This is a genomic window from Kitasatospora sp. NPDC086791 (assembly GCF_040685975.1).
Classification (GTDB): domain Bacteria; phylum Actinomycetota; class Actinomycetes; order Streptomycetales; family Streptomycetaceae; genus Kitasatospora.
This window is the reverse complement of record NZ_JBFBOC010000018.1, coordinates 13,527-36,855: the sequence shown is the minus strand read 5'-3', so window position 1 is coordinate 36,855 and position 23,329 is coordinate 13,527. Positions and strand designations below refer to the sequence as shown.

General features: G+C 72.5%; 22 protein-coding genes, 1 tRNA gene and 1 pseudogene. 5 read left to right on the top strand and 19 right to left on the bottom strand.

Translation table 11 applies throughout. The features are described from left to right. Positions 1–17: 17 nt before the first annotated feature. The 7 genes and pseudogenes from AB0Q99_RS22710 to AB0Q99_RS22680 form a co-directional block, all read right to left on the bottom strand. The gene (locus tag AB0Q99_RS22710; RefSeq protein WP_363574528.1) at positions 18–713 is read right to left on the bottom strand and encodes a spherulation-specific family 4 protein; all 696 of its coding nucleotides are present in this window, start codon (positions 711–713) and stop codon (positions 18–20) included. Next, the gene (locus AB0Q99_RS22705) at positions 710–1,627 is read right to left on the bottom strand and encodes an NAD(P)-dependent oxidoreductase (protein WP_363574526.1); all 918 of its coding nucleotides are present in this window, start codon (positions 1,625–1,627) and stop codon (positions 710–712) included. Before AB0Q99_RS22705 ends, AB0Q99_RS22710 begins: the two co-directional genes overlap by 4 nt. 125 nt (positions 1,628–1,752) lie before the next feature. Beyond that, positions 1,753–2,454 (bottom strand): annotated as a pseudogene (locus AB0Q99_RS22700) (sugar phosphate nucleotidyltransferase); the annotation flags it as partial. 73 nt (positions 2,455–2,527) lie between these two features. Then, positions 2,528–3,520, bottom strand: a complete 993-nt coding sequence (locus AB0Q99_RS22695; protein WP_363574524.1) for an SDR family NAD(P)-dependent oxidoreductase — start codon at positions 3,518–3,520, stop codon at positions 2,528–2,530. A 164-nt stretch (positions 3,521–3,684) separates the two neighbouring features. Next, positions 3,685–5,211 carry a hypothetical protein gene (locus tag AB0Q99_RS22690; RefSeq protein WP_363574522.1) on the bottom strand — a complete coding sequence of 509 codons (1,527 nt, stop codon included), beginning with the start codon at positions 5,209–5,211 and terminating at the stop codon, positions 3,685–3,687. A 147-nt stretch (positions 5,212–5,358) separates the two neighbouring features. Next, positions 5,359–6,873 (bottom strand): GT4 family glycosyltransferase PelF, encoded by a 1,515-nt coding sequence (gene pelF, locus AB0Q99_RS22685; protein ID WP_363574520.1) that lies wholly within the window; start codon positions 6,871–6,873, stop codon positions 5,359–5,361. Positions 6,874–6,985: 112 nt separating this feature from the next. After that, a complete protein-coding gene (locus tag AB0Q99_RS22680) occupies positions 6,986–9,319 on the bottom strand; it encodes a hypothetical protein (protein WP_363574518.1) in 2,334 nt (777 codons plus the stop codon). A 415-nt stretch (positions 9,320–9,734) separates the two neighbouring features. On the opposite strand from AB0Q99_RS22680, the gene AB0Q99_RS22675 reads away from it, so the two are divergent. Next, entirely contained in the window at positions 9,735–10,622 is an 888-nt protein-coding gene (locus tag AB0Q99_RS22675) for a tyrosine-protein phosphatase (protein WP_363574516.1), read from the top strand. Positions 10,623–10,686: 64 nt separating this feature from the next. Here AB0Q99_RS22675 and AB0Q99_RS22670 read toward each other — a convergent pair whose 3' ends face one another. From AB0Q99_RS22670 to AB0Q99_RS22635, 8 genes are all read right to left on the bottom strand, one after another. Then, positions 10,687–11,622, bottom strand: a complete 936-nt coding sequence (locus tag AB0Q99_RS22670; RefSeq protein ID WP_363574514.1) for an RNA polymerase sigma factor SigF — start codon at positions 11,620–11,622, stop codon at positions 10,687–10,689. 144 nt (positions 11,623–11,766) lie between these two features. Next, complete coding sequence (locus tag AB0Q99_RS22665; RefSeq protein ID WP_363574689.1) at positions 11,767–12,549, bottom strand: RNA polymerase sigma factor SigF; 783 nt, start codon at positions 12,547–12,549, stop codon at positions 11,767–11,769. 354 nt (positions 12,550–12,903) lie between these two features. After that, positions 12,904–13,197, bottom strand: a complete 294-nt coding sequence (locus AB0Q99_RS22660) for a Dabb family protein (RefSeq protein WP_363574512.1) — start codon at positions 13,195–13,197, stop codon at positions 12,904–12,906. A 112-nt stretch (positions 13,198–13,309) separates the two neighbouring features. After that, complete coding sequence (locus tag AB0Q99_RS22655; RefSeq protein ID WP_363574510.1) at positions 13,310–13,474, bottom strand: hypothetical protein; 165 nt, start codon at positions 13,472–13,474, stop codon at positions 13,310–13,312. 449 nt (positions 13,475–13,923) lie between these two features. Beyond that, a tRNA-Ser gene (locus tag AB0Q99_RS22650) sits at positions 13,924–14,013 on the bottom strand. A gap of 115 nt (positions 14,014–14,128) precedes the next feature. After that, positions 14,129–14,560 (bottom strand): tRNA adenosine(34) deaminase TadA, encoded by a 432-nt coding sequence (gene tadA, locus AB0Q99_RS22645; protein WP_363574687.1) that lies wholly within the window; start codon positions 14,558–14,560, stop codon positions 14,129–14,131. A 122-nt stretch (positions 14,561–14,682) separates the two neighbouring features. Next, a complete protein-coding gene (locus tag AB0Q99_RS22640) occupies positions 14,683–15,240 on the bottom strand; it encodes a tRNA adenosine deaminase-associated protein (protein ID WP_363574508.1) in 558 nt (185 codons plus the stop codon). Between the two features lie 280 nt (positions 15,241–15,520). After that, positions 15,521–15,757, bottom strand: coding sequence for a hypothetical protein (locus AB0Q99_RS22635; protein ID WP_363574506.1), 237 nt, complete (start codon positions 15,755–15,757; stop codon positions 15,521–15,523). Between the two features lie 163 nt (positions 15,758–15,920). On the opposite strand from AB0Q99_RS22635, the gene upp reads away from it, so the two are divergent. Further along, positions 15,921–16,556 carry a uracil phosphoribosyltransferase gene (gene upp / locus AB0Q99_RS22630; RefSeq protein WP_363574504.1) on the top strand — a complete coding sequence of 212 codons (636 nt, stop codon included), beginning with the start codon at positions 15,921–15,923 and terminating at the stop codon, positions 16,554–16,556. Positions 16,557–16,614: 58 nt separating this feature from the next. On the opposite strand, the gene AB0Q99_RS22625 is transcribed toward upp, so the two are convergent. Further along, entirely contained in the window at positions 16,615–17,295 is a 681-nt protein-coding gene (locus AB0Q99_RS22625; RefSeq protein WP_363574502.1) for a LytR C-terminal domain-containing protein, read from the bottom strand. Positions 17,296–17,564: 269 nt separating this feature from the next. Then, positions 17,565–17,861 carry a type II toxin-antitoxin system VapB family antitoxin gene (locus tag AB0Q99_RS22620; protein WP_030061387.1) on the bottom strand — a complete coding sequence of 99 codons (297 nt, stop codon included), beginning with the start codon at positions 17,859–17,861 and terminating at the stop codon, positions 17,565–17,567. Between the two features lie 225 nt (positions 17,862–18,086). Here AB0Q99_RS22620 and AB0Q99_RS22615 point away from each other — a divergent pair, with 225 nt between their 5' ends. Further along, entirely contained in the window at positions 18,087–19,736 is a 1,650-nt protein-coding gene (locus AB0Q99_RS22615) for a helicase HerA-like domain-containing protein (RefSeq protein ID WP_363574500.1), read from the top strand. Positions 19,737–19,739: 3 nt separating this feature from the next. Here AB0Q99_RS22615 and AB0Q99_RS22610 read toward each other — a convergent pair whose 3' ends face one another. Then, positions 19,740–20,906 (bottom strand): hypothetical protein, encoded by a 1,167-nt coding sequence (locus AB0Q99_RS22610; RefSeq protein WP_363574498.1) that lies wholly within the window; start codon positions 20,904–20,906, stop codon positions 19,740–19,742. A 99-nt stretch (positions 20,907–21,005) separates the two neighbouring features. Next, entirely contained in the window at positions 21,006–21,788 is a 783-nt protein-coding gene (locus tag AB0Q99_RS22605; protein ID WP_363574496.1) for a rhomboid family intramembrane serine protease, read from the bottom strand. Positions 21,789–21,873: 85 nt separating this feature from the next. Between AB0Q99_RS22605 and AB0Q99_RS22600 the strand changes: the two genes are divergently transcribed. Together AB0Q99_RS22600 and AB0Q99_RS22595 are read left to right on the top strand one after the other, a co-directional pair. Then, positions 21,874–22,392, top strand: a complete 519-nt coding sequence (locus AB0Q99_RS22600; protein ID WP_363574494.1) for a YbhB/YbcL family Raf kinase inhibitor-like protein — start codon at positions 21,874–21,876, stop codon at positions 22,390–22,392. Positions 22,393–22,398: 6 nt separating this feature from the next. Next, entirely contained in the window at positions 22,399–23,313 is a 915-nt protein-coding gene (locus tag AB0Q99_RS22595; protein ID WP_363574492.1) for a hypothetical protein, read from the top strand. Positions 23,314–23,329 lie beyond the last annotated feature (16 nt).

Below are 23,329 nucleotides of genomic sequence, written 5' to 3'. Positions count from 1 at the left end.
TCGAACTCCGGATCGGGTCAGGTCAGTTCAGCGGCGGTCAGGCCGTACGGCAGGGTGCGCCAGGGGTTCTCCCCGGCGCCGGGGACGGCGCAACCGACGCCGGCCCGGCGGGCGGCGATCAGGGCGGTGGCGTCCTGCGCGTGCTCGGGCGGGACGTCGTAGACCAGGTGGCAGAAGCGGGAGGTCGCGTGCCGGCCGGTCCACAGCGGTTGGGTCATCGCGCGGTAGGTGTCCCAGTCCCCCTCGAAGGTGACCAGCAGATCGGCCAGGCCGACCTCGGCGTAACCCGGGTCCGGGTGCTCGCCGTGGCCGAAGATCACGGTGCCGCAGCCGGCCGCGCGGGCCGCCGTGGCCAGCCGCCGGTAGTGCGCCAACGCGCCCGGGTGGGTGGTCACTTGGTCGAAGTAGACGCCGGTGATGCCATGTCGCTGACGATACGTCAAAATGTCCGCCACCACGGCCGCGTGAGGCCTGCGGCCGTAGTCGGTGTCGGTGTACCCGACCAACGGCAGCCCAGCCGCGCGCAGTTCGTCGGCCGCCTCGGCGAAGACGTTGTCCGGGACCTCGCCCGGACCGTCGGCGAGGTTGAGCACGACGGCGGCGATCCGGTCGGGGGCGGCGGCGGCGACCGCCCGCCAGGCCGCCGGGTCCACCGCGGGGTGGACGTACAGCGGCACCAGCAGGCGGCCGTCGGGGAGGTGCCCGGTGGTCATGCGACCACCGGGGTCGGCGTGGGCTCGGCGGAGCTGAGCCACAGGTCGCGCAGGGTGTCGGCGAGGTCCGTCTTCGGGTGCCAGCCGAGCTCCCGGGCGGCGGCCGAGACGTCGGCCTGCTGCCAGGAGACCGCGGCCGAGCGCTCGGAGCCGGCCCCGCTCTCGTCGATCCGGCCGACGAAGCCGGCCGCGGCGATCAGCCCGTCGGCGATCGCCCGGACCTGCTTGGCCTGCCCGGAGGCGAGGTTGAGCACCCGGGGGAGCGGACGGTCGGCCGCGACCGCCAGGCCGACGGCCTCGGCGATGTCCCGGGCGTCGACGAAGTCGCGGTAGGCGGAGAGGTCGCCGACCGTGATCACGCCGTCGGCACCCTCGGGCGCCACCCGGCGCAGCTCGCCGGCGAGCCGGCCGGGCAGCGAGCCCGCCGGGGCGCCGGGGCCGACCGGGTTGAACACCCGGAGCACCACGGCGTCCAGCGGCGAGCCGGCCACCGCGAGGGAGCCGGCCAGCTTGGTCGCGCCGTACACGCCGACCGGGCGGGCGTCGGCGTCCTCGGACAGCGAGCTGCCCTGCGCGCAGACGCCGTACTCGCCGGCCGAACCGATGTGCACCAGACGGGCCTTCGGGGCGCCGAGCTGCAGCGCCTCGCAGAGCACCGCCGGGCCGCGCGCGTTCACCTCGGCGAGCTTGACCGCGCTGCCGGCCACCGCGCCGGCGAAGTTGACCACCGCGTCGGGGGCCAGCGCGGCCAGTTCCTCACCGAGCGGGCCGGCCTGGGCGGTGGCCAGGTCGAGCCGCAGGTCGTGGGCGGGCCGTCGGCCGGCGGTCAGCACGGTGGCACCGGGCAGCGACCGCAGGACGGCGGTGGCGTGACGGCCGAGGAAGCCGTCGCCGCCGAGAAGCAGAATTCTCACGCGGCCCGTCCGTCGCTCTCGGCGCCCGCGGCGGCGGGCTCGTCGACGGTGTCCTCCGGGGCGGTGCGGGCGGCCGGGACCGGCAGCTCCGCGACGACCGGCGTGACGTCGGCCGACTCGAAGGGCATCAGGACCGGGCGGATGCTGGAGAACTCGGCGTTGGCCCGGTCGTAGTCGTCCGGGCGGCCGATGTCGAGCCAGTAGCCGCCGAACTCGTACGCGGCCGGCGGGGTCTTGGCGGCCAGCAGGTCCAGCACCAGCTCGTCGAAGCCCAGCGGCAGGCCCGGGGTGTACTTGGCGAGCGCCGAGCGCGAGACGCCGTACACGCCCATCGAGACCCGGTAGTCGATGCTGGGCTTCTCCTGGAAGCCGGTGATGGTGCCGGAGTCGGTGGTCAGCACGCCGAAGTCGATCTTGACCTGGCGGGCGTAGGTGGCGATGGTCAGCGGAGCGCCGGACGCCTCGTGGTGCTTGAGCACCCCGCCGAAGTCCAGGTCGGTCAGGATGTCGCCGTTCATCACCAGGAAGTGCTCGGGCAGGCGGTCCTGCATGGTGAGCAGCGGGCCCATGGTGCCGAGCGGGCTGTCCTCGACGGCGTAGCCGACCCGCAGGCCCCACTGGGAGCCGTTGCCGACGTAGGCGCGGATGATGTGCCCGAGGTGGCCGATGGCCAGGGTGACGGACTGGAAGCCCGCGGCGGCGAGCTGGCGCATCACGATCTCCAGGATCGCGTGCTGGTCGCCGATCGGAACGAGCGGCTTGGGGAGCGCGGTGGTGTACGGGCGGAGACGGACGCCCTTGCCGCCGGCCAGGATCACTGCATGCATGGTGTTTCCCCCACGGAAAGGATGTGCAGGACACGAACCTTGGTTACCAGGACGAGCATGGTGGCGAAGGCGGTCAGACGTTGTAGATGTCGGTCTTGTAGCGGGCCAGGTTCGCCGGGTCGCGGAAGAACTCGATGGTCTGCTCCAGGCCCTGCTCCAGGCTGAACTGCGGGGCCCAGCCGGTGGCCTCGCGCAGCCGCGTCGCGTCCGCGACCAGGCGCATGACCTCGGAGTTGGTCGGACGGATGCGCTGCTCGTCCTCCTTGACCACCAGGTCGACGCCCATCAGCTTGCCGACCAGGGTGACCAGGTCGCCGACCGAGATCTCGCCGCCGGTGCCGGCGTTGAAGGTCCGGCCGACCACCGACTCGGCGGGCGCGGTGCCCACCGTGCGGAAGGCGTTGGCGGTGTCCTTGACGAACGTGAAGTCACGGGTCGGGCGCAGGTCGCCGAGGGTGATCTCGGTCTGGCCGGCCGCGACCTGGGCGATCACGGTCGGGATGACGGCGCGCATCGACTGGCGCGGGCCGAAGGTGTTGAACGGGCGCAGCGTGACGACCGGGGTCTCGAAGCTGGCGTGGTAGCTGTCGGCCAGCCGGTCCCCGCCGGCCTTGGAGGCGGCGTACGGGGACTGGGTGTTGATCGGGTGGTCCTCGGTGATCGGCACGGTCTGCGCGGTGCCGTAGGTCTCGCTGGTGGAGGTGTGCACCAGACGGGGGATCTCCAGGTGGCGCACGGCCTCCAGCACGTTCAGGGTGCCGGTGACGTTGGTGTCCACGTAGGAGTGGGGCGCGCGGTAGGAGTACGGGATCGCGATCAGGGCGGCCAGGTGGTAGACCGCCTCGGTGCCCTTGACCAGGCCGTTGACCGAGCCCGGGTCCCGGACGTCGCCGAGGACGATCTCGACCGAGTCCAGCACCTCCTCGGACAGGGTCTCCAGCCACCCGAAGGAGGAGAAGGAGTTGTACTGGACCATCGCGCGGACGTGGTGCCCGTCGGCGACCAGGGTCTCGACGAGGTGGGAGCCGATGAAGCCCTCGGCTCCGGTAACCGCGACGCTGCTCATGCGAAGTTCGCTTTCTCGATCTGCCGGGGCGGCCGCTCTGTGGTGGTCGGCCGCCGGTGGCCTGGTTTGGTGTTTCGGGTGGAACGGGTACGGCGGTGCACGCGAATGGGGCGTGCGGGATATTCGACGTGGTTCTGACGTGGTTCTGACGTGGTTCGGGTGGTTCAGCGGTGCTGGGTGGTGCGGCCGAGCGCGGGCCCGGCGATGGCGGTGAGGACGGCGGCGGCCGTCCCGCAGCCGAGCAGCTGCAGGACGATCGGGTCCGCACCGGTCAGCAGCCCGGCGCTCTCGGCACCCGCGGCGGCCAGACAGATGAGGGCGGTGCTCCAGCTGAACCCGAAGGCGTTCAGCAGCAGCGCCAGCCAGAGCGAGCCGCCCAGGAGCAGCATCGCGCCGAGCTGCGGCACGCCGAGCGTCGGTGCGCCCGGCCACAGCACGGTCGCGGCGGCGTCCAGCGCGGCCACGGTGGTGAGGTAGATGAACAGGCAGCCGAGCAGGATCCCGCCGGTGCGGCGGGTGAACTGGCCGGTGGTGTGGCTGGTGCGCAGCGCCGCCACCGCGAGCGCCCGGTAGCGGAAGAGCAGCCACTCGGCGAGGCCGAGGCTGAGCGTCAGCGCGATCATGGCCGGGCCGGTCGGGGTGGTCGACGTCCCCTGCGGGGCGTGGCCGCCGGTCTCCACCGCCTGGTGGATGGTCGTGCCCAGACCGGCGATCAGCGTGAGCGCGCCGCAGGCCAGGCCGAACAGCAGGTGCGGGACCTCCTGGCGGATCGGCAGCTTCAGCTCCACGGAATCGCGTTCGCCACCGCGCACGCAGGCCAGCAGCTCCCGGACGGCCAGCCCGAAGGCCAGCAGCACCGAGGTGAGCAGCACGACCGTGCGCACCACCTGCGGGACGTCCGCCGCCAGCACGACGCCCGCCCCGATCGAGGCCGGCGCCAGCGACAGCAGCAGGAACTTCTCCCGCCCGAGCACCAGCAGCACGGTCGCCGCGCCCAGGTAGCAGGACTGCCCGGCGGCGAAGCACAGCGCCCCGAGCGGTCCGCCCACCACGTACGCGGCGGCGGCCGCGATCAGCGCGCCGAGCGGCGCGCCGACGGCCAGGCAGACCGCGGCCTCGCGGCGGCGCAGCCGGCCCAGCCAGCGGTACGCGCGGTGCGCCAGTGCCTGGTTGAAGCCCCAGCTGACCAGCGTCGCGATCGACAGCGCGAGCATGCCCGAGGGCAGGCCGAACCGCATCCGGGTGGTCGCGAACAGGTTGGCGCCGAGCAGGTAGCCCAGGCCGGGCAGGGCGAACACCAGGCCGCGCACCACGCAGCGCCACGGGTCGGCCCGCCAGGGGTTGGCGAACTCCGAGCTCGGGCCGGGGTAGCGGCGCTGGACCTTCTCGAACAGCTCTTCGGCGACGGTGAACGCGTCGGGGCGGCCGTACAGCAGGGCGGCCTGCTCGTCCGAGAGGCCGTCGGCCTCCAGGAAGGCCGCGATCTCGTACGGGTGGACGGCGTCGGCGCAGATGTCCCGCAGCCGCTCGGCGAGTTCGTCCAGCGGGTCCGCGGAGAGACCGAGCTGCTCCTCGGGCCGGGGCTCGGGCTCCGGTGCGGCGGGACGACGGAGCTTGAGCGGCAGCGTGCGCAGCTGCATCGTCCGCTCGGCGCCGCCCTCGTCGGGTACCAGTCTCAGGGGGCCGCTCACGCTGCCACCTCGCTGAGCTCGGCGGCCGCTTCGCGGGACACGCACCTCTTGACTGTTCGCTTGCTTCGCGCGTTCACGCTGCCACCTCGCTGAGCTCGGCGGCCGCTTCGCGGGACACGCACCTCTTGACGGTCTTGCTTCCCGCGTTCACGCACCGACCTCGCTCGGCTCGGGCCGGGCGGCGGCCAGCTGCTGGTCCCAGTCGGGGCTGGGGACCTGGTCGGTGACGGCCACCATGCCGCCGGGCATCCAGCGGGCGGTGCCCAGGAGCTCGGTGTAGATGCCGCGGAAGCCGTCGATGTTCTGGCGGAGGGTGAACTGCTCGATGACCCGCAGCCGGGCTCCCTCGCCGAGCCGGGCGCGCCGTTCGGCGTCGCGCAGCAGCTCGATCGCGGCGGCCGCCATCGGCTCGGGCTCGCGCGGCGGGACGACCAGGCCGGTGTCACCCACGGCCTCGCGGACGCCGCCGACGTCGGTGGAGACGGTGGCCCGCCCGCAGGACATCGCCTCGATCAGGGTGAACGGGAAGCCCTCGCTGATGCTGGAGAGCATGACCACGTTGCCCGCCGCGTACGCGTCGGTGATGTCGGCGACGCGGCCCTCGAAGGCCACCGACTCGGCAACGCCGAGCTCGGCGGCCAGGGCTATGCAACCGTCCCGGTACGCCTCGCCGCCCTTGGGAGTGCCCCCGAAGAGCCGCAGCCGCGCCTCGGGGATCTCACGGTGGACGATGGCGAAGGCCCGGATCAGCGTCTCCAGGTCCTTGATCGGGTCGACCCGGCCGGCCCAGCTGAGGGTCGGGGTCTCGGGTTCGGGGCCGGCCGGCGGGAAGGCCGCCGGGTCCACCCCGTTGTAGACGGTGCGGATGTGCGTGGACGGGGTGCCGCCGCGCTCCTCCCAGCGCCGGTTGTACCGGTTGCCGGGGGTGACCAGCGCGGCCACCCGGTAGCTCTCCTCGGCGAGCATCCGGTAGAAGCCGAGCAGGAGCGCCTTGACCGGCCAGCGGTACGGACCGGTGCGGTAGCCGAGGTAGCGCTCGCGCAGGTAGATGCCGTGCTCGGTGAGCAGGAACGGTACGCCGTACTGCTGGGCCGCGATCAGCCCGGGCAGGGTGGCGAGGCCGCCGCTGGCCGCGTGCGCGACGCCGTCCTTCGGCGGCTCGACCGAGAGCGGCCGCAGGGCGTGCTCCAGCAGGTCGGTCGCGTTCAGGGCGTCGTGCAGGGTGGGCCGGGAGACGGCGGTGGGCAGGTAGTCCCGGGTCCACACGTGCTGGAGCGTACGGAGCGCGCGCTCGCTGCGCAGCGCGGGGCTGAGCAGCCCGCGCCGGGCGAGGTCGGCGAAGCCGTACAGCTCGGTGCCGAAGTGCGTGGTGTAGACCGGGTCGAGGATGGAGTGCAGGAAGCGCTCGTACGCGTTGAGGAAGCGCCGCATCTCCTTGCCGCGGGGCGGTCCGGCCTCGGCGGCCGGTCCCCAGAGCGGAGCGGTCGTGACCGACCGTACGTTGGCGGGCAACTCCCAGGCCAGTGCTTCGTGGCCGGTCCCGGTGACGGCGATGACGTCGAAGTCGACGTCCGGCATGCCTTGAACGAGCTGGTCGCACCAGACACTCACGCCGCCGTGCTGGTGCGGATACGTCCCCTCGGTGAGCAGGGTGACGCGCATTCCTGTCCCCCCTCCTGTTCTTGCGTCGGTTCCGGCCTGGATGGCCGGAACGGGAGCCGTGGCGGGGTCGGGCCGGTTCGCCCGGTCCGACCCCGCCAGCGGGTGGTTCGGGTTACCGGTTGCCGGAGCGTCCGGTGGTGCTGCTCGGCGTGGCCGTCCCCCCAGAGGCCTTGCCGTTGTTCGCCGTGACCTTGTTACCAGCGACCACGCCCTTGCCGGGCACCGGGGTCCCGCTTCCGGGCACCAGGGACGGCGCCGGCTTGCGGGTGGTGTCGCTCGGGCCCACCGGGACCGGGGTGGCGACGCCCTGCGGGACGACCTTCTTGTCCGCCGGGGCCGGGGCCGCGACGGACTTGGCCGCGACGCTCGGCGCGACGGCGGCCGGAGCGACCGGAGCGGACGGCAGGTTCAGGGTGACGCTGCTCTGCAGGGTGCCCGGGGACACCCAGCCGGAGAGGTTACCGGCGTAGGCCGAACCGAACGCGGTCGATCCGATGACCAGCTTCTGAGCAGTTCCGGTCGGCATGGTGGCCTGGACCTGAACACCGGCCGGCGCGCTGACCGTGACGGTGTTGCCGACCCGGTACGCGGTGACCTGGCCGGCGGCGAGGGCCGCGTTCCAGGCCGCGCGCTTCTGGAACTCCTGGCCGATCTCCCGCTCGCCGAGGTTCACGATCGGGGCGCTGTCGGCGTACAGCGAGCGGTAGGTGCCGAGGATCTTCTCCAGCACCGGGTAGAGGATCTTGTCCTCGGCCAGGTTCGACTGGTGGATGAAGTGCGGCCGCGGGTCGTTGTTCAGCACGTGGCCGAGGTCGATCCGGGCCTCCAGCGGCACGATGTACGACTGGAAGCCGGTGTTGACGTCCAGCGGCGCCGGCAGGCAGGTCGAGTTGGCGTTGTTCTCGCAGACGCCGCTGCCGCCGTTGGCCTTGCTGGTGTAGATCCAGTTGTACTCGTCGGCCTCCTCCTTCGCCGTACCGGCGTTGTAGAAGACGTTCATCGGGTACCGCGGCACGGTCAGCGTGGACGAGCCGACGGCCCGCTGGGCGGGCTCGCGGGAGGCGTCGCTGCCGGTGAACTTGATGCCGTTGGCGGCCAGCGCCGGGGCCAGGTACGGGTTGTCGGTGGTCTCCTGCGGGGCGGTCAGCAGACCGGAGTGCTCGCCGGTGACCAGGACCTGCGGGTCGACCTTCAGGCCGTTCGCGGTGGCCCAGTCGAAGTTGTTCTTGATCTGGGTGGAGATGGTGTTCTGGTCGGTCCAGACCGTGCCGCCGGCGGCGTTCTTGGTGCAGACCCACGGCACCACGGTGACGTTCTGGACGCAGCCCAGGTACGGGTGGGTGTAGGTGTGGTTGACCCAGCGGTAGCTGTTCTGGTCGGTGATCATCTGGGTGGCCGTGGGGTCCACGGTCGTCTCGTGATCGGCCTTCCAGTCCTCGCTGCCGCCACCGTTGAACACCATGTCCAGGGTGAAGTTGTTGGCGGTCTGCCACTGCTTGAGGTACTGCGCGTCGGCCTGGGTCATCCGGATCGGGTTGGCCGTGTCCGGGGTGCCGGGCGGGCAGGTGACGTCACCGGGGGTGCACTTCAGCGTGGTGTCCCAGCGGTCGTCGGCCAGGAAGACGTCGTCCACGTGCGCCGCGAAGTAGTTGCGGTCGTAGCCGAGGTGGACACCCTGGGTGATCCAGTCGACCATGCCGCGGGCCAGCAGGCGGTACTGCTGCTGGTACTGGTTGTAGACGAAGGTGACGACCAGCTCCTTGCGGCCGTCGTGGGTGTACTCACCGACCAGCGACCCGCGCGAGGTCGTGCTCGGGATCGCCGCGTCCACCAGCGGGACGAAGGAGGCGCCGGCCGGGAGGCTCGCGAGCGGGGTGGCGAGGTAGCCGTAGCTCTCGCTGACGTTCGGGTCGTTGTCCTCGAACGGGACACTGCCCTTGAGGTACCCGAACGGGCCCGAAGTTCCGGCCGCGGTGGTGGCGCCCTGGAATCCGTCGAGGGTGCCGACGAATCCGGGATTCTGCGCGTAGTTCAGCCCCACCGCCGGACTGGCCCACGTGTACGCGTCGATCTGTCGGACGTTGAAAGCGGCTTCGTAGCTCGCGATGGCCGTCATCTCGGCGGCACTGTTGGGGAAGGGGTTTTCGTTGGGCAGCACGATGCCCTGGAACTTCCCCCGGGGCTGCCCGTTCAGCGTGTCGCTCAGGAAAGCGCTGTTGATGACGGGACGGTTGGGGTCATTGAGGCTGACGACCTTGTACGGAGTGCCCTGGCTCTTGAGCTCGGCGGTGATGGCGGCGACCGAGGGGCCACCGTCGTCGACGACCAGGATGGTGAGGTCGATCCTCGGCGGCGTGGTGTCGCCGAACGCCAGGGTGGACTGCAGGCCACCGGCCAGCAGAACTGCCGCCGCGCACGCGGCGACTCTTCGGGTCGCTCGACCCATGGTGATCCTCCCCTAGGGGCAGGCGCCGCGCTGCTCGGCGCTCGCCAGCCCGTGTAGCTGTTCGCGGGCAGCAGGCTGCCCGGGGCCCATCCTGGTCGAGGGTCGGCCGTGCGAGGGACCAAATGGGCGAGAGTGCAGCGAACCTGTTACCAACGTTCATGGCGATGCCATGAAGGCGCTGATTGTGACCGGAACTGTACCGGTGGCGCAAATAATGAATTGAAAATGAAAAACCGGAAGCTGAGCGCTACGCGTGGTTACCGACGGTGTGGCCCAGTGGGGTGGGCGGGACACCTACACTGTCGGCGTTGCGCATGACACTCTTGCACATCTCGCGGGTCCATTGGGCAGGTTCATGCAATATCGGGCACCGCTGTGCCATGTGACAGTCCGAATATGCAATGGAGGCGTCCGCGTGACCGATCAGCAGACGGAGTCCGGGAGAAACGCGGGCACCCGGAAATGGGCGCCGGAACCGGACGGAACGGAGCTGGTCGGGCGCAGTCTCGGTCTGCGAGGTGCGGTCAACGCCCGTGATCTGGGCGGTTACCGGGCGGCCGACGGGCGGATGCTGCGGCACGGAGTGGCCCTGCGCAGCGATGGCCTGAACCGTGTCACCGCCGAAGACCTGGGCCCGCTCGGCGAGTTGGGGCTGCGCCGGGTGGTGGACCTGCGCAGTGCGGACGAGGTCCGCGAGGCCGGCCCGGACCGGCTGCCCGACGGCGTCATGACGCATCACCTCCCCTTGCTGTCCGCGGACTTCGACATCTACCTGATGATCAGGGGCGCGCTGGGCGACAGCAGCCCGCAACGGCAGCGCGCCCTGCTCGGCGAGGGCCGGGCGGGCGCGCTGATGACCGGCCTCTACCGCTGGTTCGTCACCGACGCGGTGGCGCGCGAGCGCTTCGCCGCCCTGCTGCGGCTGCTGGCCGCCCCGGAGGGGCCGCCGCTGCTGTTCCACTGCTCGGCCGGCAAGGACCGCACGGGCTGGGCGGCCGCGCTCCTGCTGACCGCCCTCGGAGTGGACCGCGAGACCGTCCTCGCCGACTACCTGCTCACCAACGAGCGCTCGGCCCCGGTCGTCGACCTGGTCCTGGCCGACCTCGCCGCCCGCGGCCTGATGACCGAGCCCGAGCTGCTCCTGCCGGTCTTCCGGGCCGACCGCGACTACCTGGAGGCGGCCTTCGAGGAGGTCGAGGCCGGCTGGGGCGGGTTCGACCCGTTCTGGCGGGAGGGGCTCGGGCTGGACGACGAGGTGCGGACCGGATTGCGCGTCAACCTGCTGGACGGCAGCGGGGGTTGACGGGGCGATGCGGGCCCGGGCCGATCGGGTCCTCACCGGTCGGCCCGCGTTGGTCCTCCGCCGATCAGCCCTCGCTGATCAGCCCCTCGCGGAGCTGGGTGAGCGTCCGGGTGAGCAGCCGGGAGACGTGCATCTGCGAGATCCCGATCTCCTCGCCGATCTGCGACTGGGTGAGGTTGCCGAAGAAGCGCAGCATGATGATCCGGCGCTCCCGCGGCGGCAGCTTGGCCAGCAGCGGCTTCAGCGACTCCCGGTACTCGACGCCCTCCAGCGCGAGGTCCTCGTAGCCCAGCCGGTCGGCCAGCGGCCCGTCGCTGTCCTCCTCGCCGGAGCCGGAGTCGAGCGAGCTGGCGGTGTACGCGTTGCCGACCGCGAGGCCCTCGACCACGTCCTCCTCGCTGACGCCCAGGCAGGCGGCCAGCTCGGCGACGGTGGGGGAGCGGTCCAGCCGCTGGGACAGCTCGTCGCCGGCCTTGGTGAGCGCCAGCCGCAGCTCCTGGAGCCGCCGCGGCACCCGGACCGACCAGCTGGTGTCCCGGAAGAAGCGCTTGATCTCGCCGACCACGGTGGGCATCGCGAAGGTGGGGAACTCCACCCCCCGCTCCGGGTCGAAGCGGTCGATCGCCTTGATCAGGCCGATGGTGCCGACCTGGACGATGTCCTCCATCGGCTCGTTGCGGCTGCGGAAACGCGCCGAGGCGTACCGGACCAGCGGCAGGTTGAGCTCGATCAGGGTGTCGCGGACGTAGGTGTGCTCGTCGCTGCCGGGCTCCAGCGCGGCCAGCCGCAGGAACAGCGAGCGGGAGAGCGTCCGGGTGTCCAGCCCGGAGCCGGGCGGCGTCTCGGGCGCCGGGCCGGAGCCGGGCGGCGTCTCCGGTGCCGCGTCGGGGCCGGGTGGCTCGACCTGTTCGACCCGCTGCCGCGGGACCAGGTCCTCGGCGACGGCCGTGCCGCGGGCCGGACCAGCGTGGATCTCCGCAGTGCCCAACTCTCCGGACATGCACCCACCCCCTCGTGACTGACAGTGGAACGGGGGCCCGTGCGCGGAGGTTCCCGGCGGGGCCCTCCCCCCTCCATACCGGAACACGGTGCACGGCAAACCCGAACGTCGCAAGATGTCACGTGGGGGTAACGCGCTGCAATCTCACTCTTCCCAAGAGTTGCCGGTCCGAAGCCTGGTGAGGATCCGCGAGAGCAGCCGCGACACGTGCATCTGGGACATCCCCAGCTCGGTGCTGATCTGGGACTGGGTGAGGTTGGCGAAGAACCGCAGCATCACGATCCGGCGCTCCCGCTCGGGGAGTTGGACCAGCAGGTGGCGGACCATGTCGCGGTGCTCGACCTCGGCCAGCGCGGAGTCCTCGTAGCCGAGCCGGTCGAGCAGGGCGAGCCCGCCCTCGTGCTCCTGGGCGGCCTCCAGGGAGGCCGCGTTGTAGGCGCGCCCGGCGTCCAGGCAGGCCCGGACGTCCTCCTCGGGGATCCGCAGGCTGGCGGCGATCTCGGGCACCTTGGGCACCCGTCCGTGCAGCACGGTCAGCTCCTCCATGGCGCCGCTGACCTGGACCCACAGCTCCTGGAGCCGGCGCGGGACGTGCATGGTGCGGACGTTGTCCCGGAAGTAGCGCTTGATCTCGCCCAGGATGGTCGGCAGCGCGTAGGTGGGGAACTGGACGCCGCGGCTGGGGTCGAAGCGGTCGATCGCGTTGATCAGGCCGATGGTGCCGACCTGGACGACGTCCTCCATCGGCTCGCTGCGGCTGCGGAAGCGGGTGGCCGCGTAGCGGACCAGCGGGATGTTCACCTCGATCAGGGCGGCCCGCACCCGTTCCCGCTCGGGGGCGTCCGGGGGCAGCTCGGCGAGCCGCTCGAACAGCACCCGGGTCAGCGTCCGGACGTCCACGGCGGGCCGGCCGCCGGGGCCGCGCAGCCCGTCCGGGCGGAGCTCGCCGGCCGGGCTGATGATCGCAGCCAGCAACTCGTCCACGGACACGTCACCCCTCCCAAAGTCGACAATGGCGGGCCCTGCGGATCGGGTGTCGCGGCTGGTTCACCACCTCGCCATGTCCGGCAAAACCGGTCATAGCATCACAAGGTGGGCGCAGGTCGGGCAAGCACCCGGCGGAGGTGTGTTGGTGGGGCATTCGGCCTTCGCCGGTCCCGCCGGTGAGGTGTCGCAAGGGTCGTTCCGGGACGGAGCAGGGCGCCCCGCCCGGAGGCCGGACGGGGGCGCTGCGGTCCGTCCGGGGGAAAGGCCCGGGTCGGGCTCCGGACGGACGGGGGCTCAGACCTCGATGTCGGCGATCACCCAGGTCGCGAACTCGCGCCACCGGCCCGCCGCGGCCTGGTGGGCCGGGTGGGTCAGGTAGGCCTGCAGGGCGTCGCGGTCCTCGACCAGGCTGTTGATGGCGTAGTCGTGGGCGATGTCCCGCTCGGTGGTGTTCCAGCCGCACTCCCACTCGCGCAGCTCGGGAATGACCGCGCCGAGTTCGGAGAACGCCTTGGCGCCGGCGAGCGCGCGCTCGTCGTCCTTGCTGACGCCTTCGTTGAGCTTGAACAGGACCAGGTGCCGGATCACGATTGCCGCTCCTCGCGGACGGGGGTGGAGGGTCCCGCCCACCGTAGCCGGTGCGCCGGTGCCGGCGGACGGCCGGCCGCCGCCCGGGCGCGGGCCGCCGGTCCGGGACGGGCTACTTGATCAGGCCGGTCATGAAGGTGCCGACCGCCTTGGCCGCGTTCGAGATGCCCTCGAACCCCAGCTGGACGAGTTGGGCGGACCGGGCCGGCGACGTGATGATCGAGTAGAGCACGAAGACGAGCAGGAGGATCATGCCGATCTTCTTCGCCTGCGCCATCGGGTGACCTGCCTCCCAGCTGTGGGCCGCCGTCGTCCGGTCCCCGAGCGGCCTGCAGGGGGCAGCTTATCCACCCGGACGGGCTATCAAGTGTGCGACGCGTTCGGCCGGCGGGACGAAGGTCCTCGTGAGTGGGGCCTTTCTCCGGGTGCCCGTCCGTGGGCCGGGCGGCAGGATGGATGACGTACCGAGGATCTGGCAGGAATCCCCGGTGCGTGGATCCGGAGCTCCCCGCTGTGGGACCGGCCGCCGCGACTTCCCCCGACGCGGCACCGGTGGTGGGACCTCCGCCCGGGGGAGCGGTCAGTCCCCCCGAGCCGCTCCCCCTCCAGGCTCCGTACGGACCGGGCACCGGTGGTCATCGGCCCGGTGTACGGAGCCCCTTCCGTGTCCGAGGGTGCGCGGAAACGCCGAAGGCCCGTCCGGATCGGACGGGCTCTCGGGCTTTCTGGCGGTAGCGGTGGGATTCGAACCCACGGTGGAGTTGCCCCCACACACGCTTTCGAGGCGTGCTCCTTTGGCCGCTCGGACACGCTACCGAGGGGAACTCTACCGGACGGGTGGCTCGGGAACGAAATCCGTATCGGGACGGCCGTCCGGGCGGGGGCGGGCCGGGGCAGCGGCGGGGGCAGCGGTGGGTGTCAGTGGTAGGTGTCAGCGGTGGGTGTCGAAGAACGCCCGCAGCTGCTCGCCGCACTCCTCGGCGAGGACGCCCCAGATCACCTCGGGGCGGTGGTTGAGCCGGCGGTCGCGCATCACGTCGAAGAGCGAGCCGGCCGCGCCGGCCTTCTCGTCGAGGGCGCCGTAGACCACCCGGTCGATCCGGGAGAGCACGATGGCGCCGGCGCACATCGTGCACGGCTCCAGCGTGACGACCAGGGTGCAGCCGGAGAGCCGCCACTCCCCGACCTTCGCGGCCGCCTGCCGGATCGCCACCACCTCGGCGTGCGCGGTCGGGTCGCCCACCGCCTCGCGCTCGTTGTGGCCGCGTCCGATCACCTCGCCGTCCGGGTCCAGGACGAGCGCCCCGACCGGCACGTCCCCGGTGGCCGGCGCCAGCGCGGCCTCGGCCATGGCGAGGCGCATCGGCGCCGCCCAGCGGTCGCGGACCGGGTCGGGGCGGACGGGGGCGGGCAGCGGGGGGACGTACGGGACGGTCTGCGCGGTGGATGCGGGCTGCATGGCATCCAGTGTCGGGTATCCGGCCGCTACCGGACGGCCTCCAGGACCTCGCCGCAGCCCATGGCCTCGGCGATCTCCTCCAGGGCGTCACCCGGCACCGCGCCCTCGCCGCTGAGCGCGAGCAGCGCGTCGGAGGCCAGGCCGAACTCGGTGAGCAGGTGGGCGTCGCCGAGCGGGCCGACCGGGACGCCGCCGTGCGGATCGGCGTCCTCGTCGTCCTGCTCCGGCGCCTCCCCGTCCTCGTCCAGCAGGTGGTCCAGGTCGCCGAACTCGCTCTCGCCGGCCTGGTCGACCAGCTCGTCGGTGAGGACGGAGCCGTAGGAGCTGCGGGCGGCGGCGGCGCCGTCCGACACGAAGATCCGGGGGTCGTCCTCACCGTCCACGCGGACGATGGCGAACCAGGAGTCCTCCTGTTCGATGAAGATCAGGACGCTGTCGTCGTCCTGCGCGGAGTCGCGGGCCAGGTCGGTCAGATCGGCCAGAGTTTCGACGTCGTCGAGCTCGGTCTCGCTCACGTCCCACCCGTCCTCGGAGCGAGCAAGCACTGCAGCGAAGTACGCCACCAGGGACACTCCCAAGATCATCGGTCTCGGCTGTCGGCGCGCTCGGGCAACGCGGAAATCTGGCCGCCCCCGCGCCAGAGGCGGTCCGCTGTTCGGACCGTCCCATCGGAATCGTGACAGAAAGCCCGCTCTCGCGGGGGGTGTTCTGCAGCGCGTCTTTGCAGGTCGTGTCGGAAGGTCCGGGCGGCGGAGGGCGAACTCGCGCCGGGACGGTCCGAAGGCGGTCGAAATTTGCTCCGAGCGCCCGTCGAGGCCGACCGCCGGCGCGCCGCGGCCCGCCACGGACCCGGTCGGAGGCCCATCAGATCCGGAAGGTTCGCATCCGCATCGCCTCGCGCATCCGCCGCTCCTTGGTCCGTCGCGGCTGGACCCGCTCCCGCAGTTCGCGCGCCTCGGTGAGCTCGCGCAGGAAGACGGCCCGCCGCTTCCGGCGCTCCGCCTCGGTCTCCGGGGGGTCGTCCGGCGGGCCCGGGCTCCGGCCCGCCCCGCCGCCGGGCTCGGCCGCCGAGCCGCCCCCGGCCTTCGGGTTGCTCGTCATAAGACGTGACATTCCCAGAACGGCCCGGTTGATACCACAGCAGACGCTTCCGTCCGGACATCCACCCCGTGTCACGGCGTGTCACGGTAGGGTCACCCGGTCCGGCGCCCGGGTCGGGCCCGGCGTGTCGTACAGGCGTCCAGACCCGGGCTAACCTCGGTACATGCGTCTCCACGTCGTCGACCACCCCCTGGTCGCCCACAAGCTCTCCACCCTGCGCGACGAGCGCACCGACTCGCCGACCTTCCGTCGCCTGACCGACGAGCTGGTGACCCTCCTCGCCTACGAGGCCACCCGGGACGTCCGGACCGAGGAGGTGGAGATCACCACGCCCGTGGCGGTCACGCTCGGCACCCGTCTCAGCTACCCGCGCCCGCTGGTGGTGCCGATCCTGCGGGCCGGCCTCGGCATGCTGGACGGGATGACCCGCCTGCTGCCGACCGCCGAGGTGGGCTTCCTCGGCATGGTCCGCAACGAGGAGACCCTGGAGGCCTCCACCTACGCGACCCGGATGCCGGACGACCTCTCCGGCCGCCAGGTCTACGTGCTCGACCCGATGCTGGCCACCGGCGGCACCCTGGTCGCCGCGATCAAGATGCTGATCGAGCGCGGCGCCACCGACGTCACCGCCGTGGTGCTGCTGGCCGCCCCGGAGGGCGTCGAGGTGATGCGGCGGGAGCTGGCGGACCTGCCGGTCACCGTGGTCACCGCCGCGCTGGACGAGCGGCTGAACGAGAACGGCTACATCGTCCCCGGCCTCGGCGACGCGGGCGACCGGCTGTACGGCACCGCGGGCTGAGACCCCGACAGCGAACGACCGAGGGCCCTCCGGCGCACTGCCGGAGGGCCCTTCCGTTTCAGCAGCTGCCGCTAGCGGTCGGGGTGGGGGAGGGCTTGGTGGCCAGGGCGAGGGCGGCGGCCGCCTGGGTCTCGTCCAGCAGGGCGTTGTAGCTGTCGCCGATCACGAAGTCCACGGTGGCGTCGGTGCGGGCGTCCGCGGTGACGGTGGCCCCGGCGATCTGCGAGCCGACCAGGGTGCCGGCCCCGGCGCCGGTCGGGCCGGCGATCACCTGGGCGGTGCCGGGCACCTTCTTGTCCAGCTCGGCGGGGGCGTTGCCGACCTTGCCGATCAGGAAGCCGCGCTTCTTGAACTCCTCGGCGGTCCGCCCGGCCAGGCCGGCCTTGGTGGTGGCGTTGTAGATGTTCACCGTGACCGCGGTGGCCTGCGGGATGGTGTGCGGGTCGCCCTGGGCCGCGGCGGGCGCGCCGGTGGCGCCCGGGGTGGCGCCCGCGGTCGGCGCGGCCAGCGGCTTGCCGGACGGGGTCGCGCAGGCCTGGGCGGAGGAGTTCTTGTTCTTCCCCGTGAAGATGTCGTAGAGCTGCACGCCGCCGAGGGCGATCAGGGCCAGGGTGAGCAGGCCGGCGAGCGCGGCGATCACCTTGCGGCTCTTCTTCGGGGGCCGGCCCAGCCGGGGGTAGGAGTTGCCGGTGATGCGGTACTGCTTCCCCTTGAGGCCTTGGGGAGTCAACATGCTCATGGTTTGTCTCCCCCTCGTACCGGGGCGGGTTCGGAAGGACGGGTCGGCCGGGCAGGGGAGAACCCCCGGTGCGGGCGGATCCCCTGGTCGCGGCCGTAGTCAGCAGCGTAGTGCCGTACAGCTGCGAAGGTACTAAACGATCATCATCTGGAGTACCCCGGCACCCGAAAGGGGGTACCGGGGTACGCGTGGACCGCCCGCCGCCGGGGTGGCGAGGGGGCGGTCCGGAAGTCCGCGGTGGGTGCGACGCGCCCGGTGCGGGCGGTCCGTCACTCCATTTCGAGGACGCGGGCGTGCAGCACCTGGCGCTGCTGCAGCGCGGCCCGTACGGCCCGGTGCAGCCCGTCCTCCAGGTAGAGGTCGCCGTGCCACTTCACCACGTGGGCGAAGAGGTCCCCGTAGAAGGTCGAGTCCTCGGCCAGCAGGGTTTCGAGGTCGAGTTGGCCCTTGGTGGTCACCAGCTGGTCGAGCCGCACCGGACGTGGGGCGACGTCAGCCCACTGTCGGGTGCTCGTCCGGCCGTGATCCGGGTACGGCCGCCCATTGCCGATGCGCTTGAAGATCACACGGAAAGCCTACCGTTTGGGCGGCGAATGGCGCAGCAGCCGCGACGCCGCCACGCGCGTCGGTGTGAACTGCGCGTGGACGAATGCGGTTGTTTGATGGGAAATGTCGCGAACATCGCCCGGCGACCGATGTGGTTCCGGTTCCGGTGCCCGATCCGTTCCGATGCGTTCCCAAGCGTTCCCGAGCGTTCCGAAGCGTTCCGATCCGCCCAGGAGTGTGCACCGATGTCCTCCGCCCCCACCCCGCAGGCCGTCCGGGAGATCGCCGACGGGTACGCCTTCACCGGGCCCGCCCTCGACCTCGGCGCGGTGCTGCTGGACGGCACCGCGTACCCGGACGCCCCGGTGCGCATCCCGCTGGGCGTGCTCAACCGGCACGGGCTGGTCGCCGGGGCCACCGGCACCGGCAAGACCAAGACCCTCCAGCTGATCGCCGAACAGCTCTCCGGACAGGGCGTGCCGGTGTTCCTGGCCGACATCAAGGGGGACGTCTCCGGCGTCGCCGCGCCCGGCACGCCGAGCGAGCGCACCGCCGCCCGGGCCGCCGAGGTCGGGCAGCGGTGGACGGCACGGGGCTGCCCCGCCGAGTTCTACGCGCTCGGCGGGCAGGGCGAGGGCATCCCGATCCGGGCCACCGTCACCAGCTTCGGGCCGCTGCTGCTGTCCAAGGTCCTCGACCTGAACGAGACCCAGGAGTCCTCGCTCAGCCTGGTGTTCCACTACGCCGACGGCAAGGGCCTGGAGCTCTACGACCTCAAGGACCTGACCGCGGTGATCGCCTTCCTCGCCTCGCCCGAGGGCAAGGAGGAGCTGAGGACCATCGGCGGGCTCTCGGCGGCCACCGCCGGGGTGATCCTGCGCGCGCTCACCGTCCTGGAGAACGAGGGCGCCGGGGCGTTCTTCGGCGAGCCCGAGTTCGACACCGCCGAACTGCTGCGGACCACGCCCGGGGACACCGCCGGCCCGGAGGAGGGAGGAGGCGGCGGGGGAGGCCGGGGCGTGGTTTCGGTGCTGGAGCTGCCCGCGGTGCAGGACCGGCCGCGACTGTTCTCCACCTTCCTGATGTGGCTGCTGGCCGACCTCTACCAGGAGCTGCCCGAGGTCGGCGACCTCGACAAGCCCAAGCTGGTGTTCTTCTTCGACGAGGCGCACCTGCTGTTCAAGGGCGCCTCCAAGGCCTTCCTGGAGGCGATCACCCAGACCGTGCGGCTGATCCGGTCCAAGGGCGTCGGTATCTTCTTCGTGACCCAGACGCCGCGGGACGTGCCGTCCGACGTGCTGGCGCAGTTGGGCAACCGGGTGCAGCACGCGCTGCGCGCCTTCACCCCGGACGACGCCAAGGCGCTCAAGGCCACCGTCTCGACCTTCCCGCGATCCTCGTACGACCTCGGCGAGGTGCTGACCTCGCTCGGCACCGGCGAGGCGGTGGTGACCGTCCTGTCCGAGAAGGGCGCGCCGACGCCGGTCGCGGCGACCAGGCTGCGGGCGCCGCAGTCGCTGATGGGGCCGATCGAGGCGGGGGCGCTGCGGGCGGCCGTGGATGCCTCGCCGCTGACGGCGCGCTACCGGGACGCGGTCGACCGGGAGTCGGCGTACGAGAAGCTGGCGGCGCGGGCCGCCCGGCCGGCGGCGGTGCCGACGGATGCCGCGCGGTCGGAGGGGTCGTCGGACGCGGGTCCGTCGGAACCGGGGCCGGGAACGGAGCCGGCCCCGGCGCGGCGGGGGTCCCGGGCGGCGCGGGAGGAGGGCGCGGCCGGACTGCTCGGGGCGCTGCTGAGCAACCCGACGGTGAAGTCCTTCGCGCGCTCGGCCGGGCGGCAGCTCGGCCAGGAGATCTCCCGCAGCCTGTTCGGGACGTCCAAGCGGCGGCGCTGAGGCTCAGCCGGAGAGGGCGGCGCCGATCCGGTCCAGGGAGGACAGGCGCATCAGGCCGTAATGGTAGAACTCGACCTCGGGGACGCCGAGTTCGCGCAGGGTGGCGATCTTGGCGGCGAGGTTCGCCGGGCCGTCGCAGTCGGAGGACATCGGGCGCAGGATCACCGCCATGTCCTGCGGGTGGACGCCGTGCAGGGCGAAGGCGGCGATCTTCTCCCGGACGGCCTCCGGGGTCCGCGCGTAGCCGAGCGTCTCGATCTGGTCGGCGGCCTTCGCGAGGGCGGGCAGGTCGATCCCGGACAGCCAGCCCTTGCCGGGGCCGCCGCCGTCCATGAAGCTCAGCCGCATGCCGTGGCGGCGGGCCTGTTCGGACAGGTCGGCGGCCAGCGAGGTGACGGTGGCGGCGGAGGCGTCCACGTACGCGGCGAAGGCGCCGTCGGCGAGGGCGCTCAGGTCGGCGGGCTCGGTGGCGGCGGACTCGTCGGCCAGCCGGCGGCGCAGCTCGGTGCGGACGGCCTCGGCCGCCTCCTCGGCGGGGACCCCGGCGGCTTCGGCGGCGGCGCGGCAGTGCGGGCAGAAGCAGACCCCGAGCAGGGCCTCGGCGGTCGGGCCCAGCTCCTCGAAGTAGCGCTCGTGGTGGTAGCCGTGGCGCAGCCCGTGGAAGTGCAGCGACTCGGCGCGGACGGCGTCCACGCCGTACCGGGCCAGCTCGGCGACCAGGGTCAGCGCGTACTCGCGGACCTCCGGGTTCGCCGGGCAGAGCTCGGTGAGGTGGCGGTCGCCGAAGGCGTTGGCCGGGGCGCAGTCGGGGTGGGTGAAGCCGAGCCGGTCGTTGTGGCAGAACACCGTCCAGGCGTGCAGCTTCAGTCCTCGGCGGCGGGCTTCGTCGGCGGCCTCGGCGAAGGGGTCGCGGTCGCCGATGGCGGTGGACGGCGTGGGCGCCAGGCGGCGGCCCCGCCAGGCGGCCGGGTCGGGGCGGAAGTACGCCGCGCCGGGCTCCAGGTAGCGGATCACCCGGCGGGGGTTGTGCGGGAAGACGTCGCGGGCCTCGTGGTAGACCGAGGCGAGGGTGACGCCGCCGACCCCGGCGCGGTCGGTGAGGTTGCCGAAGAAGGTGTCGGCGCCCTCGTCGAGCAGGTCGGTGGCGAAGGCGAGGACGGACGACTCCACGGTGCGGCTCCGGGGCTGGGGGCTGGTGCGCCGTTCACGCTAGCCGCCGGGGTGGGATTGGTCTATACCGGAGGGGCCGGTCGGGTGGGGGCGGGCGGGTCAGAGGCCGAGGTCGTCCAGTTCCTTGAGCAGGGCGGCGTTGGGGCTGTTCGGGGCGGTGCCGGTCGGTTCGGTGGTGGGCCTGGCGACGGCGGTCTCGGCAACGGTGGTCTTGGCGACGGCGGCCGGTTCGGCGACGGCCTTGGCGACGGCTCCGGGGTCGGCGGCCGGGCGCGGGGCGCGGCTGCGGAAGATCCAGGCGCCGGCCAGGCCACCGAGCAGACCGCCGAGGTGCGCGGACCAGCTGATCCCCGGGGCGACGCCCGGCAGCGCGCTGGTGACCATGTAGGCGAACGAGGCGCCGAGGACGACGCCGATCAGGGTGTCGACCAGGTTCCGGTCGAAGACCCCGCGCAGCACCACGTAGCCGAAGTAGCCGAACACCACGCCGCTGGCTCCGGCACCGACCGAGTGCGGGTCGTCGAAGACCCAGGCGGTCAGCTCGCTGGTCAGCGCGACCAGCAGGGTGAGGCCGAGGAACTTCTTCACGCCGCGGTAGGCCGCCAGGAAGCCGAAGACGAACAGCGGGCCGGAGTTGGCCTCCAGATGGGCCCAGTTCCAGTGCAGGAACGGCGCGGTGACGATGTTCGGCAGCCGGCTCGGGTCCTGCGGGACGACCCCGAACCGCCGGCCGAGGTCGTAGTCGTCCATCCAGTTCACCAGCTGGATCAGCCAGATCGCCGCCAGGACGCCGACCATGGTGAAGAGCGCCCGGCGGGCGTCGGCGATCATCCGGACGGGGTCGAGCGCGGTCGCCGCGCGGCTGCGGTCGTTCGAGGCCATGACTCCGACTCTAGGGGGCGCCGGATCGGACGTGCACCCCATTACAGTGACCGGTGTCGTTCCGATCGCGAGAGGTGACCAGCCCATGAGCAAGCGTCCGCCGCTGCCGTACGAGTTCCTGCCGCAGGTGCCGTCCTTCGAACTGAGCAGTCGTGACATCACCGAAGGCGGCACGCTGGCAAGGGAGTTCATCCACGCCGGCGGCAACCTCTCGCCGCAGCTGGCCTGGTCCGGACTGCCGGAGGGCACCCGGAGCATCGCCGTCACCTGCTATGACCCGGACGCGCCCACCGGCTCCGGCTGGTGGCACTGGCTGGCCCTCGGCCTGCCCGCCGACACCGCCGAACTGCCGCGCGGCGCCGGCTCCTCGGACGACAGCCTGCCGGGCGCGGCCTCCTTCCACGGCCGCAACGACTTCCCGGGCACCAAGTACGACGGTGCCGCCCCGCCGCCCGGCGCCCCGCACCGCTACGTCTTCGCCGTGCACGCCCTGGACGTGGAGAAACTGGACGTCACCGCCGACACCCCGGCGGCGCAGATCGGCTTCCACCTCACCTTCCACACCCTCGGCCGCGCGCTGCTGACCGCCGAGTACGGGGTCTGAGGCCTGATGCCGGCGTCCGACCGCCCGGTCGAGGTCTGGCGGCTGCCCGAGGAGGAGTGGCGGGCCGGCCGTAGGGCCCTGACCTGGACGGTCGGGCCGGACGGGCAGCTGGCCGTCCTGGTGGTGCCGGAGCGGTACGTGGCGCCGACCGGCTCCTGGCCGTACGCCGAACTGCCCTTCGACGGTGAGGTGGTGGTGCACGGCCGGCAGGGCGAGTGGCGGGTGCCGCTGACCGGGGTCGGGGTCTCGCCGGACCTCCTCGGCCTGCTGCCGGGCGGGCGGGTGCTGCTGGCCGGCCGCCGGGCCGAGGAGTCGGCGGACGGGTGGGAGCGCAACGGACTGGTTCTCGGGCCGGACGGCTGGCCCGCCCGGGAACTGCAACTCGGTGACGACATCCAGGCGTTGACCACCGACCGGGACGGCCGGATCTGGCTGGCCTTCGGCGACGAGGGCAACTACGGCGAGAACCCGCTCGGCCGGTGTGGCCTGCTCGGGCTGGACGCCGCCGGGCGGATCGTCTGGCGGCCGGACCTCAACGCGCTGGGCGACTCCCCGCCGGAGGGCCTCGCCGCCGCCACCGAGGGGCGGCGGGCCTGGCTGGCCTGGTACGGGGACAGCGGCCGCCTCACCGGGATCGACCCCGGCGGGGCCAGGGGTGACGGCAGGGGCGACGGCAGAGCGGTCGCCATGCGGCTGCCGGCCCGGCAGCCGATGGGCTTCGCGATCGCCGGGGACCGGGCCGTGTTCCTGGAGCGGGGCGGCGAGTTGGTCCGGTGCGAGCGGGAGAGCCGCAAGGGCTGGCGGGAGGTCCGCCGGGAGCGGGTGGACGGCCTCGGGGACCTCGACCGGGAGCGGGCTTACGGCCGGGACGGCGTGCTGTGGTTCCGGTCGGGCGACGGCTGGTACCGGGTCGAGGTCTGAGGGCGGGCTCCGAGGG